This window comes from Bradyrhizobium sp. (assembly GCF_019244115.1).
GTDB lineage: Bacteria > Pseudomonadota > Alphaproteobacteria > Rhizobiales > Xanthobacteraceae > Bradyrhizobium.
On the sequence record NZ_JAFATE010000425.1, the window covers coordinates 15,027 to 31,471 of the forward strand.

Genomic DNA, 16,445 nt, shown 5'->3' on the forward strand with positions numbered 1-16,445 from the left:
ACGGGAGGACCGATTATCTAGCATGCGCCATTTCAGCCGAACAGAACAACGTTTGTCGTAGCACCAATGCAGCGGATGCGTTCCAGCCCGCTAGCGGGGCGTCGGGTTACGTCAGACGATCACGTGCCGTGCAAGGCTTGCCGGTCGCGGGCTCGGTCGTCAGAGCGAGTTGTGATGAAAGTCTGCTCTCGCGTGTGTCGTGGAACCTGCCATAGTCGATCCTGATGCGGCCGTCATCTGACGTATCAAGAATATCAACATAGCGGTGGCCGAAACGGATCGCGGGGTGCTCGCAGGTTTTCCGCGCATGGACCGTTTGCGCTGCAACAACGTCGTATCCCGACACCACCACCACGAGCGATATGTTTCCGGCCGCGAGCTCATCGGGGCCCGTCCCGTGCAGCGGGCTCGTCTCATCCAGAACGTGATGCAGCGTCCAGCTCAGCGCGAGCGCCGGACTCTCGCTGCGCAACAGCGGCAGCTCATAGAAGCGTCGAAACGAGTGGCCTTCCACGGTCACGATGTCCTTGAACATCCACAATCGCGCCGACGCGTTGCCGATCAGGTTCTGACGCGCATTGGCGAGGCGGATCATCAGCGTCGGCACCCCCTCGTGGTCGCAGATCACCGGGTTGTCGGCGAACAGCAGGCGGGCCTGCGGCCGCGAAAAGCGGGTGAAGATCAGGCCGGTCATCAGCGACATCGAGAAGATGCCGGTGAACAGCTCGATCGCTGCAATGAAATGGCCGTAATGCGTCTGCGGATGCATGTCGCCATAGCCGGCCGTCGACAGCGTCTCGATCGAGAAATAGAAGTAATCGATGTAGGCGCCGCCGGGGACATTTGCGATGGGCTGATCGCCGATCCAGTACAGGCATGCGAACGCGGCGTTGAAGAGCAGGAAGACGAGCGCCGCGCCGGCAATGAAGGCGGGCCATGACGCGGTCATGCAGCGGTGGCTGATATCCGCCCAGAAACTGAGGTTGAGCCCTTCGGTGATGATCTCCCGGTCGCCAAGCCGGACGATCCGCGCCTTTGCCGTCCGTTCACGCTCGTCGTTTCGCATCGTGTCAGGGTCTCGCAGGTGTCGTCGGGCAAGAACTTTGATCGCCCGGCTCATCATGGCATAATCGCCGTGGTGTCAGAGGCAATTTTGCAGCCGGAACGATGAGAGGTCGACCTCATGGCGAATGTGCGCGAACCAAGAGTCCATCCGATCCCGATCCTGTCGCTGCGTCCGACGCAGATGACCGTCGGGATGCGGGAGGTCAAGGAAAAACGCCAGCGTTTTCGCGAGCACAAGTCGAAGAAAAAGCAGGAGGAGATGATCGGCCGGCACATGATCCCGGTCGTGCAGGGGCCTGACGAACGCTTTTACGTGGTCGACCATCACCATCTGGCGCGCGCACTTCACGACGAGGGCATCAAGGACATCCTGGTCACCGTGATCGGCGACCTCACCATGGTCGGCAAGGACGCGTTCTGGGGCGTGATGGACAACAAGCGCTGGGCCTATCCGTATGATGCCAAGGGCGAGCGGCGGCATTTCAAGGACCTGCCGAAATCGATCAGCGAGCTGAAGGATGACCCGTTCCGCAGCCTCGCCGGCGAATTGCGCCGCGCCGGCGGGTTTGCCAAGGACACGACGCCATTTTCCGAATTCCTCTGGGCCGATTTCCTGCGCCGCCATGTCTCGCGCAAGATGGTGGAGGACGATTTCGGTCACGCCATGGAGAAGGCTCTGTCGCTGGCGAAATCGAAGGACGCGATCTATCTGCCGGGCTGGTGCGGACCGGCGTCGGACGATTGATTGCGAAGACATCCGCACCAAAGACCCGTGCCTGCGCCCGTTAGCTTGGGCTAGCGGAGTCGTTCGCCGCATTGGTCGACATCGATCCAAGCGGCTTTGGCATTCGCCCCATCAGGTAGAATTCGTCATTCGGCCGCATGCCGGTGACATTGGCCAGGCGGTTCGACAGCGCGAAGAACGCAGCGATGGCCGCGATATCCCAGATGTCGTCGTCGGAGAAGCCATGGCTCGCGAGCACCGAAAAGTCCGCGTCCGAAACCGTTTGGGCTTCGGTCGCGACCTTCATGGCGAAATCGAGCATCGCCTTCTGGCGCGGCGTAATGTCGGCTTTGCGGTAGTTGACCGCGACCTGATCGGCGATGAGCGGGTTCTTGGCGCGGATGCGCAGGATCGCGCCATGGGCGATCACGCAATACTGGCACTGGTTGGCGGCCGAGGTCGCTACCACGATCATCTCGCGTTCGGCTTTGGAAAGCCCGCCATCCCTGTCCATCAGCGCGTCGTGATAGGCGAAGAAGGCGCGGAACTCGTCCGGCCTGTAGGCCAGCGTCAGGAACACATTTGGGATGAAGCCGGATTTTTCCTGGACCGCCAGAAGGCGTGATCTGATGTCCTCGGGCAGCGCATCGATCCTTGCGGCGGGAAAGCGGGTGGCGGGTGGCTGTGTCATGACAAAAGTCCCGGGCTTGCGCCGCGTGAAAGCGGCGCGGCGGCGCGAGCTTAGTGCATGACGCCATCCGCGCAAGGCGCGCGGCCGGCTGTTTGTTGTCGCCGATGTCGGCGCCGAACTGCGGCGGTGGCCGTCATTCAGCGGCGCGCATCGGGGATGGCGGCGGATGCACGGCCTCCGCCAGCCTGCCGGCATAGACCTTCTGCCAATCGTCAGCATCGCCGCTGACGAGATAGCCACTGCGCGCGCCGCGATAGACGCTGGCATCCTCCGCGCCGGGCGGCGCGACTCCCTGATCGCGCAGGGCCCGCGCCGCCATCAGGAGGCGGCGACGCGTGCGCGTGATCATCTGATCCGACGGCGCCAGATGCTCCCAGGTGTGATCGACGATCGGTCCCATGCTCTCGGTGATCGCCTGGTCCTGCAGATGGATGCCGTCGATCCCGCTGTAGATGGTGCCGTTCTGCTGTGCTGTCCGGTCGATCTTCCAGTCATTGTCGGCATTGGCGTCGAGCCGCCAGCGGCCAAGCCAGTCCGAGGTGTTCGGTCGAAACCTGTTGCCGCGGCTCGTTCCGCCGATCGGCCGGCCGTCCTTGAAGACCGGCTGTGGCAGCGACATGGCCGAGACCGCGTGCTTCCACCAGATGAACACGAACATCGTGTGCGCATCGTCGAGCGGAACCCAGGCGCGCGCATGCATGTGGCTTGCAAACTCGCCGTTGGGCGCCTGGGTCCAGAACGGAAACAGGAAATTGGCGAACCGCCAGTAGGTGCCGCCGTTTCCGGTCGGGCGATAGCCGGCATATTGCGTGCCCCAGGCGGCGTCGGTCAGATGATAGCGGGGCGCACGGTCGATCACGGTATAGCGGACCGGTTCATCCTCGGCGAGGTCATCGACATCGACATGGCCCGCATGCAGGAAACCGAAATGCGCCGTGTCGATCTCGCCCTCGAGCGCCTGCAGATAGTTGCAGTCGCGCTGAATGAATGCCACTTTGATCTCATCTTCCGGAACATCCAGGATCTCGAACCCCGGCAGCGGCGGTGCCTCAGCACGCGACCCCATATGGACCCAGACCACACCCGCGCGCTCGACCACGCGATAGGCTTTCGCCTTGACTTTCTGCTTGAAATCCGGCGGCGGCACGCTCGGCATGTCCAGGCAGTCGCCGGCGGCATCGAATTTCCAGCCATGATAGATGCAGCGCAGCCCGCCGTGCTCATTGCGTCCGAGGAACAGCGAGGCACCGCGATGCGGGCAGCGGTGATCCATCACGCCGACGCGGCCTTCGCTGTCGCGAAACGCAATCAGTCTCTCGCCGAGCAACATCAACCGGACCGGCGGGCCATCGCGGACGAGCTCGGATGACATCAAGGCCGGCATCCAGTAGCAGCGCATCAGTGCGCCCATGATGGTGCCGGGACCGACGCGGGTCAGTTCTTCGCCTTCGCTGGCGCTGGTCATGTCGTCCTCCCGATGCGGCGCATTCGCGCGTCTTGGCGAGCAGCATATCGTCGTGCCGCGCCACCGACCATTCAAAAGTGAGACAATGCTATTTGTCGGGCGAGATGGCGCTTTGCGGAAGCGACCGAGTCGAAACGGAACAGACGCTGGCTCTACCGCAGCGGCTTCTTCAGCAGCGAGAAGCGGTCGGGATCGAGGCCCTGTGAGGGCTGCAGCATCGGCGCCTCGACGAACATGCCACGTGCACCCGAACCATTGCTGATGCCAGGGTCGTTGGGGACATCGCGATGCGAGGTGGCGCCGCGCCAGCGGTCCAGCACCGCGCTGACGAAATGCATGTCATGCCCAGTCGTCGCCGACGGCACGGTGGCGATGGTGGCTTCGCTGCGCGGCAATTGATGCGCCGGGACTTCCTTGAAGCGCAGCCGCGTCGGCAGCGCCACGCCCTCGCCGAACGCCAGCACTTCGCGGGTGCCGAGCGAGGGAACGAAGGACAACAGGTTCGCCGCCGCATCCGAGACCGCCGAGCGCAGCAGCGCCTGGTCGCGATCGTTGGCGAGCCGCATCGCAAACAGCGTGTTGCACTGGGAAATGATGGTGGCGTCGAGCTCGGCCGGACGCTGGGTCACGAGCCCGAGATAGACGCCGTATTTGCGGCCTTCCTTGGCGATGCGCGATACGGCCTTGCGGGTCGGACCGAAGCCGATATTGCGGTCGGCGGCGGCATAGCGGTGCGCCTCTTCGCAGACGAACAGCAGTGGCGAGACACCGTCGCTCCACAGACCGAAATCGAACGCCATGCGGCACAGCACCGAGACCACGGAATCGACGACCTCGGCCGGCAGGCCGGCGAGCTGCATGATGGTCATCGGCTTGCCGTTGGCGGGCAGGCGGAACAGATGGCTGATCACCTCCGCCATGGTGTCGCCGCCGACATTGGCGTTGTCGAACATGAAGGCGTAGCGCGGGTCATTGCGCACCGTGTCGATGCGCGAGATCAGCTTGTGGTAGATGATGCGCGAGGAGCGATTTTCCAATTTGCCCATGCGCTCGTCGATCAGCGAGATCAGATCGACCAGACGATACGGAACCGGCGTGTCGACCGTGTAGCCGCTCGTCTTGGGATCGATCCGCTTCAGCCCGATGCGGTCGGCATTCTGGTATTGGGTATAGATGCCTTTGGCGATCGGGATGACTTCGGCGAGGATGTCGAGCTCTTCCGGCACGCCGGGGCGGCCTGCGAACAAGACATCGACGATTTCCTCGAAATTGAACAGCCAGAACGGCAGCTTCAGATTGCGCGGGTTGATGACCATCGCGCGGTCGCCGAAGCAGCGGCCATATTCGTTGTGCACGTCGAGCAGGAAGATGCGCAGGTTCGGCCTGGCTTTCAGGATCTCGTTCATCAGCAGCGAGACACCCGTCGATTTGCCGACGCCGGTCGAACCGAGCACGGCGAAATGCTTCGACAGCATCTCCTCGACATTGACATAAGCGGTCACCGAGCGGTCCTGCTGCAGGGTGCCGACATTGATCTGGTCGGAGCTGGTCGGGGTATAGATCGTGCGCAGCTCCTGGTTGGTGATCATGTCGACGGGATCACCGATCGTCGGGTAATGGGTGACGCCGCGCTGGAACTTTGGCCGCTCCGGAGGCCCCTGGATCTCGCCGAGCAGGTCAACCGAGGCGCTCGCGATGTAGTTGTCGGTATGCGGCATATCCTCGCAGGAGACCTCGGTGATGATAGCCACGATGGTCGAGGTCGGGGAGCGGATGCTCACGAAGCGGCCGACGGTCGCCCGGGCCTCCGAGACGGCCATCTGGCTTGCCGCCAGAATACCGACCCGGGCAAACGAGCCACGCACCGAAATCACACGTCCGAAAGATGTCACTGCGATTGAACCTGGCGTTTCCAAGAGGGAGCGAGATCCCCACCTTGACGGCTGTGACTGGAAAAACGGTTAAGCCACGATCGCCAAAACATCCGCTGTTTCGCGCGCAAATTAGGCAGGCTCTGCGGTGTTCGGCGCAGCTTGCAAAAATCCCCGTAAGAGCACGGGCGCCAGCCGATCGAGGAGGGCGCCGCGGGGCTGTCTCCTTAACCTTGGGTTTACCAATCCCGGAAGCTGTCGAGGAACCGCCCGTGACAGCCACGCGCGGCCCAGCGCTCGATTCGCCGCGGCCTGGCGACATTGCAGGCGTTGCAAATCGCGCAGGTTGAGGGTTGATATCGTGGGCAAAGGGGAGGGGTGAACTGTCCATGGGAACGCCCGGCAGCGACGTCTTGATCATCGGTGGGGGGATCGCCGGGATTGCAACCGCGATCGACCTGCTGGACGGCGGCAAGTCAGTGACCCTGCTCGATCGCGACGGGGAAAGCGCTTTCGGGGGGCTGGCGCGCGAAAGCTTTGGCGGCATGTTTTTTGTCGATTCGCCGGAGCAGCGCCGCCAGGGGATCCGCGATTCCACCGATCTGGCATTTCGCGATTGGTCGAGCTTTGCCGAGTTTGGCGCTGACGACGTATGGCCCAACGCCTGGGCGCGGGCCTATGTTGAGCGCTGCACGGAGGATGTCTATCGCTGGGTGCGCGGCCACGGCATCAGCTTTCTCCCGCTCGTCAACTGGGCCGAGCGCGGCGAGTTCCGTCCCGGCAATTCGGTGCCGCGCTTTCATGTCGCCTGGGGTACCGGCAAGGGCATCGCGGAGGCGCTGATCGCGGCGCTGCGCGGGCACGCGAATGCGAGCCGGCTGACGCTGCGCTTCAATGCCCGCGTCGAGCAGCTGTTGCTGCGTGGCGGCCGGATCGACGGCGCCGCTGGTCGCGACGAGCATGACGGCACGCCGTTCGAAGTGAAAGCCGAGCAGGTTGTCGTGGCCGCGGGCGGCATCAACGGCAATCTCGACCGGGTGCGGCAGAACTGGCATTCCGACTGGGGACGGCCGCCGGAGGTGATTTTGAACGGCTCGCACCGCTTCGCCGATGGCCGGCTGCACGATGCGACCGTTGCCGCCGGTGGCGTACTGACGCATCTCGATAAGATGTGGAACTACGCGGCCGGGGTGCATCATCCCAAACCGCGCAAGCCGAACCACGGCCTGTCGCTGGTGCCGTCGCGTTCCGCGCTGTGGCTGAACTGGAAGGGCGAGCGCATCGGTCCGCAGCCTCTGGTCTCCGGCTTCGATACGCGGCGGCTGGTCGCCGCGATCTGCGCAGAGGAGCGGCCCTATTCCTGGCAGCTCATGAACCGGCACATCGCGCTGAAAGAACTGGCAGTATCTGGCGCCGAGCACAATCCGTCGATCCGCGAGAAGGACAAGCTCGGTCTCCTGCGTGACTTCCTGTTTGGCAATCACTGGCTCGTGCGTGAGATGACGGAAAACTGCGTCGACTTCGTCACCGGGTCGAGCCTGCCTCAACTGGTCGCGAAGATGAACGCGCTGCAGGGCGATTCCGCTGTAGAACTCGACCATGTTCGCGATGCGGTCGAGCAATACGATGCGACGATCGCGCGCGGGCCGAGCTTGATGAATGACGAGCAGTTGCGCCGCATCGCCGCGCTCCGCCACTATCGGGGCGACCGCATCAGGCTCTGCAAGTTCCAGCCGATCAATGACGCAAAGGCGTTGCCGCTGATCGCGGTGCGCGAATTCATCATCAGCCGCAAGAGCCTCGGCGGGATTCAGACCGACCTGGAGAGCAGGGTGCTCGACGTGCAGGGGCAGCCGATTCCGGGCCTTTATGCAGTCGGCGAGGCGGCCGGATTCGGCGGCGGCGGCGTCCATGGTCTGCGTGCGCTGGAAGGCACCTTCCTCGGCGGCTGCATTCTGTCGGCGCGGCTGGCGGCGGCGTCCATTGACGGACGAACATCATTCCTGAAGGGCTGAAGAGGATCACATGAAGCGGACGGGTGCGTGGCTGACGGTCTATGCGCTGGAGCAGATCGGCGCGCGCTTCACTTTCGGCATTCCCGGCGTGCACACGACGGAGCTTTATGACGCCCTGAACTCCTCGAACCGCATCACGCAGGTCCTCGTGACCCATGAGGGCGGCGCCTCGTTCATGGCGGACGCGGTCGGCCGGCTGTCGGATTCGATCGGCGTGCTCACCGTGGTGCCCGCCGCGGGCCTGACCCATGCCGCGAGCGGCATCGGCGAGGCGTTTCTGGACGGCGTGCCGATGCTGGTGATCTCGGGCGGACCGCGCACCGACACCGGCCATCGCTATCAGTTGCATCAGATGGACACGCATCAATTCATGAGCGGCCTGACCAAGGCGACGTTTCGGGTCACGCGCCATGAAGACGTGGTGCCGACCTTGTTCAAGGCCTACGCCATTGCGACGGAAGGCGAGCCCGGTCCGGTGTTCGTCGAACTGCCGGTCGATGTCCTGCTGATGACGGGCGAGATCGGCGAGCTGCCGCAGTTTCGGCGCGAGCCTGCGGCGCCATTGCAGGCAGAGGCCGAGATCGCGCGGGCCGTCGAACTGTTGGCTGGCGCCAGGCACCCTTGCATTTTCGCCGGCTGGGGCACGCGCGACGCCACCGCCGAGCTCACCCGGCTCGCCGGATGGCTGGAGGCGCCGGTCGCGACCACGCTGCAGGGCCTGTCGGTGTTTCCGGCGAGCCACCCGCTGCATGTCGGCTTCGGCTTTGGTGCCTCCGCCGTGCCGGCGGCGCAGAATGCGTTCAAGGACTGCGATTGCATGGTGGCGATCGGGACCCGCTTTGCCGAGATCGCCACCGGAAGCTACGGCGCCGAGGTGCCCGAGAATCTGATCCATATCGACATCAACCCAAAAGTGTTCGGCGCCAACTATCCGGCCAAGGTGGGCATTGCGGGCGACGCCGCCGTGGTGCTGCGCGCGCTGATGACGGCGCTCGAAAAGACGCCGCGGCGCAGTAGCGACGGCACGCTGCGCCAGCGCATCAAGGCCGACAAAGCGGCCTATCGCGAGAGCTGGTATCGCCACGATGCGCCTGACATCGTCAATCCCGCGCGCTTCTTCGACGCGCTGCGGCGCGCGACACCGGACGAGGGCATCATCGCCATCGACGACGGCAATCACACTTTTCTGACCGCCGAGCTGATGCCGATCCACGCGCCGAAAAGCGTGATCCTGCCGACCGACTTCAACTGCATGGGCTACGCGGTGCCCGCGGCGATCGGCGCCAAGCTGGCCTGTCCGGATCGCAGCGTGCAGGCGATCGTGGGCGACGGCGCCTTCATGATGACCTGCATGGAGATCCTGACCGCGACCAGCAACAATCTCGGCGTGGTCTATTATGTGTTCAACGACGGCGAGCTGGCGCAGATCGCGCAGGCGCAGCAGATTCCCTATAACCGCAAGCCGGCCACCACGATCGGCAGGCTGAACATCGAGGGCGTCGCGCTCGCCACCGGCGCGGCCTATCTGCCGATGAACGACAACGCCGCGATCGACGGCGTGATCGGCAAGGCCAATGCGATCGCGGCAGACGGGCGGCCCGTCATCGTCGCTGTGCGCATCGACTATTCGAAGCGCACCGCGTTCACGTCAGGTGCAGTCAAGACCAATTTCTCGCGCTTTCCGTTGAACGAAAAATTGCGCTTCCTGACCCGCGCCGCGGTTCGCCACGTCATCGGCTGATTTGTTCCAGAGGCTGCGGCGCTTGCATCCACGCCTGTCGCGCACCATGTCGTGCGCGGGCGAAAAAAGAAGTGGGATGGCTGCGATGACGATCCGTGTCGATTTCGCGAGCGAGTCGTTTTTTCGTGATCCCGCGCAGACCGTCGCGGCGCTTCGCGCGGCGGCACCCGTCGTCAGGGGCCGGTTCCCGATTGTCGGCCCGGTCTGGGTCACGACGACCTATGCGGCCGCCGCGCAGGTGCTGAAGGACGCCAGCACGTTCACGCTGCGCAAGGAGGGTGGACGCCCGGTCGGCCTGCGCTGGTGGATGCCGCGTTCCGTCGCGGCACTGACGTCCAACATGCTCACCCAGGATGAGCCTGATCACACCCGCCTGCGCAGCATCGTCGACGAGGCCTTCCGCCGCCGTGCTGTGCTCAGCATGGAGCAGAATATCCGCGCCATCGCCGAACAGCTCGCGAGCGAGCTGTTCACCCAGGGGGAGCCCGCCGATCTCGTCGCACGGTACGCGCGGCTCGTTCCGCTGTCGGTGATTTGCGAGCTGCTCGGCCTGCCCTTGGCCGATCGGCCGCAATTCATCGCCTGGGCCAATGCGATGGGACGGCTTTCCGGCGTCATCGACTTCCTGCGCGTGAGTTTTGGCCTGAAGAAGATGCGCCGCTATTTCGAGGCGCGGCTCGCCGAGGCCCGCGCGCATGGCGGCGAGGGGCTGATTGCCGAACTCGTCCGGGTGGAGCGCGAGGGCGGGCGGATCACGGGCGACGAACTGATCTCGATGCTGTTCCTGCTCCTGCTCGCTGGCTCGGAGACCACCACGCACCTGATCAGCGGTTCGGTGTTCGAGCTGCTCAAGGATCCGTCGAAGCGCGATTGGCTGGCAGAGGACTGGAGCCGGGCAGGACTTGCGGTCGAGGAGTTCTTGCGCTTCGTCGCGCCGGTGCAGTTCTCCAAGCCGCGTTACATCCGCCACGACGTCGAGGTCGAGGGCGTTGCGTTGAAGCGCGGCGAGCAGGTCATGGCCATGCTGGTGGCGGCGAACCTGGACCCGGACGCCAACGCGCATTCCAACGAGTTCGACCTGGCGCGCCACCCCAACCGCCATCTGTCCTTCGGAACCGGTATCCATTTCTGCCTCGGCCATCAGCTCGCGCGCCTGGAGGCGATCTGTGCATTGAAGGCGCTGTTCACGCGCTGGCCGAGCCTGAAGCTCGCGGTCGCGCCCGCGGAGATCCGTTGGCGCAAACGGCCGGGCCTGCGATCGCTGCAGCGGCTACCAGTCGTAGCACGCTGAGCCGCGACCGGACGATCGGCCTCGGTATGCTGCTCCGCCAGAACAGATGGACCGGGGCTGAGCTATTGCTCGCACATTGGGCATATGATCATATCGGCGGATGACATCCGGCCTTGCGAAACCCGACCTCGTCATCTTCGACTGTGACGGCGTCCTCGTCGACAGCGAGCTTTTGAGTTGCCAGTGTCTGTCGGAAACGCTCGGCGGCATCGGTGTCGAGGTCGGCGTCGAGGAGGCGCTCGATCTGTTTCTCGGGCGGAGCACGGCGGCCGTGACGCAGTACTGCGCGGATCGTGGCCGGCCGGTGCCGGCGACCTTTCTGCCCGAATTGAGGCTGCGGCTGCGCGAGATTTTTGGCCGCGCGCTCAAACCCATCCCGGGCATCGACCTGCTGCTGTCGGATTTCAAGGTGCGGTCCTGTGTCGCCTCGTCAAGCGATCTCGATCGCGTCACGCTGTCGCTCGCCCTCACCGGACTTGCGGCGCATTTTGGCGACCGGCTCTACACCGCGCAGATGGTCGAGCGCGGCAAGCCGGCGCCCGACCTGTTTCTCCATGCGGCCGCGCAGATGCAGACCGCGCCGCCGAAAACCCTCGTGATCGAGGACTCGGTCAGCGGCGTGATTGCGGCGAAAGCGGCGGGCATGACGGTCTGGGGATTTGTCGGCGGCAGCCACTATGTGTCGCGTGACGGGCGCGCTATGCTGCTCGAGGCGGGTGCGGATCGCGTCTTTGACCGGATGGCTGATTTCTGGAAGGACGAAGAACATTTGTCATGACGGTGGCCGACAGCGAAAAATCCCGCCTCGACGACGCCGCGCGCGCCGGCTGGCTTTATTTCATTGCCGGCCATACCCAGGACGAGATTGCAAAAATGCTGCAGGTCTCGCGCGCCTCCGCGCAGCGTCTGGTATCGCTATGCCTGGCGGAGCGGCTGATCACCTTTCGCCTCGAACATCCCATCGCGGCATGCATGGAGCTTGCCGCGCGGCTGAAGCAGCGCTTCGATCTCCTGCACTGCGACGTGGTGCCGACCGATCCGGCTTCGCCGCAGGCGACCGCGGGGATCGCCGAGCGCTGCGCCAACCTGCTCGATGTGACGCTGCGCACCGAAACCCCCGTTATCGTCGCGCTCGGCACCGGGCGCGCGGTGCGAGCGGCGGTGGAGCGGGCGACCCCGATCGAGCGGCCAAATCACCAGATCGTTTCCCTGGTCGGTAACATCTCGGCCGACGGCTCGGCGAGCTTCTTCGACACCGTCGGCCGGCTCGCCGACCGCACCGGCGCCCGTCATTATCCGATGCCGCTGCCGTTTCTGATGTCGTCGGAGGACGAGCGCAACCGCATGGTCCGAATCGACCCGATTGCAAAGGTGAAGGCGATCGCCGCGAAGGCCGATCTGCGCCTGATCGGGATCGGTCAGATGGACCAGAGGGCCCAGGTCCATGTCGACGGCTTCGTCACCCGCGAAGAGCTGTTCGAGATGATGCGGCTCGGCGCGATCGGCGAGGTGACGGGCTGGGCCTATGATGCCAAGGGCAAGCTCATCAAGGGTGGAACCAACAAGCGGCTGACCAGCATTCCGCCGGAGATGCCCGCGCGGGCCACGACGATCGGCGCCGCGCTCGGACAGGCCAAGGTGCCGGCGATCCGCGCCGCGCTGCTCGGCCGCCTGGTCAACGGCCTGATCACGGACGAGGCCACTGCGCGCGCCATTCTCGAGAAATAGCGCCCGCCTCTTCCAGGCCCTGATAATCCGCGTTTGAACGCAGCGCAGCATGCGCGATGCCGCTTTCCCTGCGGAAGTCGCAAGCCTTGCGCTTGACAACTTGAATCCACGGTGTGAACATACGCTCAACGCGTGGGCATATACTCAAAGCTGGCCATACTCCAAACGCGATAGAGGGAGGTTACCCGTGAAACACGTCTATGGCGCCCTTCTGGGCGCGACTGCGCTTGTGCTCTCTTCCCCCGCCTTCTCCGAAACCACCCTGACGATCGCCACTGTCAATAACAGTGACATGATCCGCATGCAGGGGCTGACCTCCGACTTTACGGCCAAGAATCCCGACATCACCGTGAAGTGGGTGACGCTGGAAGAGAACGTGCTGCGTCAGCGCGTCACCACCGACATCGCCACCAAGGGCGGCCAGTTCGACGTGCTGACCATCGGCACCTACGAGGTGCCGATCTGGGCCAAGAAGAACTGGCTGGTGCCGCTCGACAATCTCGGCGCCGACTACGACACGGGCGACCTCCTGCCCAAGATCAAGGACGCGGTCTCGGTATCCGGCAAGCTCTACGCTGCGCCGTTCTACGGCGAGAGCTCGATGACGATGTACCGCACCGACCTGTTTGAGAAGGCCGGGCTGAAGATGCCTGACAATCCGACCTGGGACTTCGTGATCGATGCGGCCAAGAAGCTGACCGACAAGAATGCCGGCGTCTACGGCATCTGCCTGCGCGGCAAGGCCGGCTGGGGCGAGAACATGGCGTTCCTGACCGCGATGTCCAATTCCTATGGCGCGCGCTGGTTCGACGAGAAGTGGGAGCCGCAGTTCAACACGCCGGAATGGAAGAAGACGCTCTCGACCTATGTCGATCTGATGAAGGAGGCGGGACCTCCCGGCGCGAGCTCCAACGGCTTCAACGAAAATCTGGCGCTGTTCAATGCCGGCAAGTGCGCCATGTGGATCGATGCCACGGTGGCGGCATCCATGGTGACCAATCCGAAGGACTCCAAGGTCGCCGACAAGGTCGGCTTCGCGATGGCGCCAAATACCGGGCTCGGCAAGAACGCCAACTGGCTGTGGGCCTGGAGCCTTGCCATTCCCGCCGGCTCCAAGAAGACAGAGGCCGCGGAGAAGTTCATCGCGTGGGCGACGAGCAAGGACTACACCAAGCTGGTCGCCTCGAAGGAAGGCTGGGCCAGTGTGCCGCCGGGCACGCGCACCTCGCTGTACAACAATCCCGACTACCTGAAGGTCGCGCCGTTCGCGAAACCGACGCTGGAGTCGATCAATCTGGCCGATCCGAACAAGCCGACCGTCAAGCCGGTGCCTTATGTCGGGGTGCAATATGCTGCCATCCCCGAGTTCCAGGGCATCGGCACCTCGGTGGGCCAGCAGTTCTCGGCGGCGCTCTCCGGCTCGACCAGCGTGGATGCGGCGCTGTCGGCGGCGCAGTCCTCGACCGAACGGGAAATGAAGCGCGCCGGCTACATCAAATAGACGCGGCCCCAAGATTCTCCCCGAGCTGAACCTGCGGCCGTCCCGTCCTTCGTGCCGGACGGCCGCATCCTTCGTAAGAAGCCACTGACGGAGCCCTGAGATGGCGACCCGACAGACGCAAATCCTTGCGCGCACGCTGCTGACGCCGGCGGTCGGGCTATTGTTCGTCTGGATGATCGTGCCGCTCGCGCTCACGATCTACTTTGCCACGCTGCACTACAACCTGCTCGATGCGGGAAGCGAGCAGTTCGTCGGTTTCGAGAATTTCCGCTACTTCCTGACCGATCCCGCGTTCCTGGCTTCGCTGGAGAACACGCTGGTGTTGGTCGGCTCCGTGCTGCTGTTGACCGTGGTGCTCGGCATTTTGCTGGCGCTGCTGCTGGACCAGCCGGTGATCGGCCGCAGCATCGTGCGGTTGATGGTGATCGCGCCGTTCTTCGTGATGCCGACGGTCAGCGCGCTGGTCTGGAAGAACCTGTTGATGCACCCGGTCTCGGGCCTGCTCGCCTGGATCACCAGATCGTTCGGTCTGACGCCGATCGACTGGTTCAACGACGTGCCGATGCTTGCGATCATCCTGATCGTGTCCTGGCAGTGGCTGCCCTTCGCGACGCTGATCCTCCTGACCGCGCTGCAGTCGCTCGACGAGGAGCAGAAGGAGGCGGCCGAGATGGACGGGGCAGGGGCGCTCTCGACCTTCACCTACATCACGCTGCCGCACCTGGCGCGGCCGATCACGGTCGTCATCCTGATCGAGACCATCTTCCTGCTCACCGTGTTCGCCGAAATCTTCGTCACCACGGGCGGTGGGCCGGGATTGCAGACCACCAACATCGCGTTCCTGATCTATTCCCAGGCGCTGATTCAGTACGACGTCGGCAGCGCCTCGGCTGGTGGCCTTGTCGCTGTCGTCCTCGCCAACATCGTCGCCTTCTTCCTGGTCCGCATCGTCGGACGGAACCTGGAGGCCTGAAACCATGGCGCGCATTGCAACGAGGCGGCAGGTGGCAATCTCGACCGCGGCGGCCTGGCTGGCCGGTTTCCTGATCTTCTTCCCGATCCTCTGGATGGTGCTGGCGAGTTTCAAGACCGAGCTCGAAGCCTTCGCCATTCCGCCATCGTTCCTGTTCTTCCATTGGACTACGGAAAACTACGCCACCGTCCAGGAGCGCAGCGACTACCTCCACCATGCGCTCAATTCGATCATCATCGCCGGCGGTTCGACGCTGATCGCGATGCTGATCGCGGTCCCAGCTGCGTGGTCGATGGCGTTCTCGCCGACCAAGCGCACCAAGGACCTCTTGCTCTGGATGCTCTCGACCAAGATGATGCCGCCGGTCGGCGTGCTGGTGCCGATCTACCTGATCTGGCGCGATGTCGGACTGCTGGATTCGCTCAGCGGCCTCGTCTTCATCCTGTGCCTCGGCAACCTGCCGATCGTGGTCTGGATGCTGTTCACCTATTTCAAGGAGATTCCCCGCGACATCCTGGAGGCCGCGCGCATGGATGGCGCCACGATCGGCCGCGAGCTCGTCTACGTGCTGACGCCGATGGCGGTGCCGGGGCTCGCCTCCACGATGTTGCTCAATCTCATTCTGGCCTGGAACGAGGCGTTCTGGACGCTCAACCTGTCCACGTTGAACGCCGCGCCGCTGACGGTGTTCATTGCCTCCTATTCGTCTCCGGAAGGGCTGTTCTGGGCAAAGCTGTCGGCGGCGTCCACGCTGGCAATCGCGCCGATCCTGGTGCTCGGCTGGTTCAGCCAGCGGCAGCTCGTGCGCGGCCTGACCTTTGGCGCGGTGAAGTAGCAGAAAGGCCTTTTGACCATGGGTCAGATCACGCTTCGGGATGTCCAAAAATCCTTTGGGCCCGTCCACATCATCAAGGGCGCCAATCTCGACATCGTCGATGGCTCCTTCGTCGTCTTCGTCGGCCCCTCGGGTTGCGGCAAGACCACATTGCTGCGCCTGATCGCCGGGCTCGAGGACGTCACCGGCGGGGCGATCCTGATCGATGGCAAGAACGTGGTCGATACCCCGCCCGCCAAGCGCGGACTGTCGATGGTGTTCCAGTCCTATGCGCTCTATCCGCATATGAGCGTGCGCGGCAACATCGCGTTCGGCCTGAAGATGGCGGGCTTGCCGAAGGATGAGATCAACCGCAAGGTCGAGGCCGCGGCCGCGACGCTGAATCTGACGCCCTATCTCGACCGCAAGCCGCGCGAACTCTCCGGCGGGCAGCGCCAGCGCGTTGCGATCGGACGCGCCATCGTGCGCGAGCCCAAGGCGTTCCTGTTCGACGAACCGCTCTCCAACCTCGATGCGGCGCTCCGCGTGCAGATGCGGATCGAGGT

The 16,445-nt window shown here is 64.1% G+C and carries 14 protein-coding genes; 10 read left to right on the plus strand and 4 right to left on the minus strand.

All coding sequences use genetic code 11. From position 1 onward, the window contains the following. Window positions 1-106 precede the first annotated feature (106 nt). Entirely contained in the window at window positions 107-1,066 is a 960-nt protein-coding gene (locus tag JOZ76_RS18680) for an ion channel (protein WP_291700587.1), read from the minus strand. A gap of 117 nt (window positions 1,067-1,183) precedes the next feature. On the opposite strand from JOZ76_RS18680, the gene JOZ76_RS18685 reads away from it, so the two are divergent. Further along, a complete protein-coding gene (locus JOZ76_RS18685; RefSeq protein ID WP_291700589.1) occupies window positions 1,184-1,810 on the plus strand; it encodes a ParB-like protein in 627 nt (208 codons plus the stop codon). A 40-nt stretch (window positions 1,811-1,850) separates the two neighbouring features. On the opposite strand, the gene JOZ76_RS18690 is transcribed toward JOZ76_RS18685, so the two are convergent. From JOZ76_RS18690 to JOZ76_RS18700, 3 genes are all read right to left on the minus strand, one after another. Continuing rightward, complete coding sequence (locus JOZ76_RS18690) at window positions 1,851-2,480, minus strand: peroxidase-related enzyme (protein WP_291700590.1); 630 nt, start codon at window positions 2,478-2,480, stop codon at window positions 1,851-1,853. 133 nt (window positions 2,481-2,613) lie between these two features. Then, window positions 2,614-3,945 carry a Rieske 2Fe-2S domain-containing protein gene (locus JOZ76_RS18695; protein WP_291700592.1) on the minus strand — a complete coding sequence of 444 codons (1,332 nt, stop codon included), beginning with the start codon at window positions 3,943-3,945 and terminating at the stop codon, window positions 2,614-2,616. A gap of 152 nt (window positions 3,946-4,097) precedes the next feature. Then, window positions 4,098-5,837 carry an ATP-binding protein gene (locus JOZ76_RS18700; protein ID WP_291700595.1) on the minus strand — a complete coding sequence of 580 codons (1,740 nt, stop codon included), beginning with the start codon at window positions 5,835-5,837 and terminating at the stop codon, window positions 4,098-4,100. Window positions 5,838-6,205: 368 nt separating this feature from the next. Between JOZ76_RS18700 and JOZ76_RS18705 the strand changes: the two genes are divergently transcribed. From JOZ76_RS18705 to JOZ76_RS18745, 9 genes are all read left to right on the plus strand, one after another. Then, complete coding sequence (locus JOZ76_RS18705) at window positions 6,206-7,831, plus strand: FAD-binding dehydrogenase (protein ID WP_291700597.1); 1,626 nt, start codon at window positions 6,206-6,208, stop codon at window positions 7,829-7,831. 10 nt (window positions 7,832-7,841) lie between these two features. After that, window positions 7,842-9,572: a thiamine pyrophosphate-binding protein gene (locus JOZ76_RS18710; RefSeq protein WP_291700599.1), complete on the plus strand. Its 1,731-nt coding sequence runs from the start codon at window positions 7,842-7,844 to the stop codon at window positions 9,570-9,572. A gap of 85 nt (window positions 9,573-9,657) precedes the next feature. After that, window positions 9,658-10,863, plus strand: a complete 1,206-nt coding sequence (locus JOZ76_RS18715) for a cytochrome P450 (protein WP_291700602.1) — start codon at window positions 9,658-9,660, stop codon at window positions 10,861-10,863. A gap of 100 nt (window positions 10,864-10,963) precedes the next feature. Next, window positions 10,964-11,641 carry an HAD family hydrolase gene (locus JOZ76_RS18720; protein ID WP_291700604.1) on the plus strand — a complete coding sequence of 226 codons (678 nt, stop codon included), beginning with the start codon at window positions 10,964-10,966 and terminating at the stop codon, window positions 11,639-11,641. Beyond that, window positions 11,638-12,591, plus strand: a complete 954-nt coding sequence (locus tag JOZ76_RS18725) for a sugar-binding transcriptional regulator (protein ID WP_291700606.1) — start codon at window positions 11,638-11,640, stop codon at window positions 12,589-12,591. The genes JOZ76_RS18720 and JOZ76_RS18725 overlap by 4 nt, the downstream gene beginning before the upstream one ends. A gap of 187 nt (window positions 12,592-12,778) precedes the next feature. Further along, window positions 12,779-14,092 carry an ABC transporter substrate-binding protein gene (locus tag JOZ76_RS18730; protein ID WP_291700608.1) on the plus strand — a complete coding sequence of 438 codons (1,314 nt, stop codon included), beginning with the start codon at window positions 12,779-12,781 and terminating at the stop codon, window positions 14,090-14,092. 100 nt (window positions 14,093-14,192) lie between these two features. Continuing rightward, window positions 14,193-15,065 carry a carbohydrate ABC transporter permease gene (locus JOZ76_RS18735; RefSeq protein WP_291700610.1) on the plus strand — a complete coding sequence of 291 codons (873 nt, stop codon included), beginning with the start codon at window positions 14,193-14,195 and terminating at the stop codon, window positions 15,063-15,065. A gap of 4 nt (window positions 15,066-15,069) precedes the next feature. Then, window positions 15,070-15,900, plus strand: a complete 831-nt coding sequence (locus tag JOZ76_RS18740; RefSeq protein ID WP_291700612.1) for a carbohydrate ABC transporter permease — start codon at window positions 15,070-15,072, stop codon at window positions 15,898-15,900. Between the two features lie 18 nt (window positions 15,901-15,918). Beyond that, window positions 15,919-16,445: ABC transporter ATP-binding protein (locus JOZ76_RS18745; RefSeq protein ID WP_291700614.1), on the plus strand; the 527-nt coding region annotated here is incomplete at its 3' end.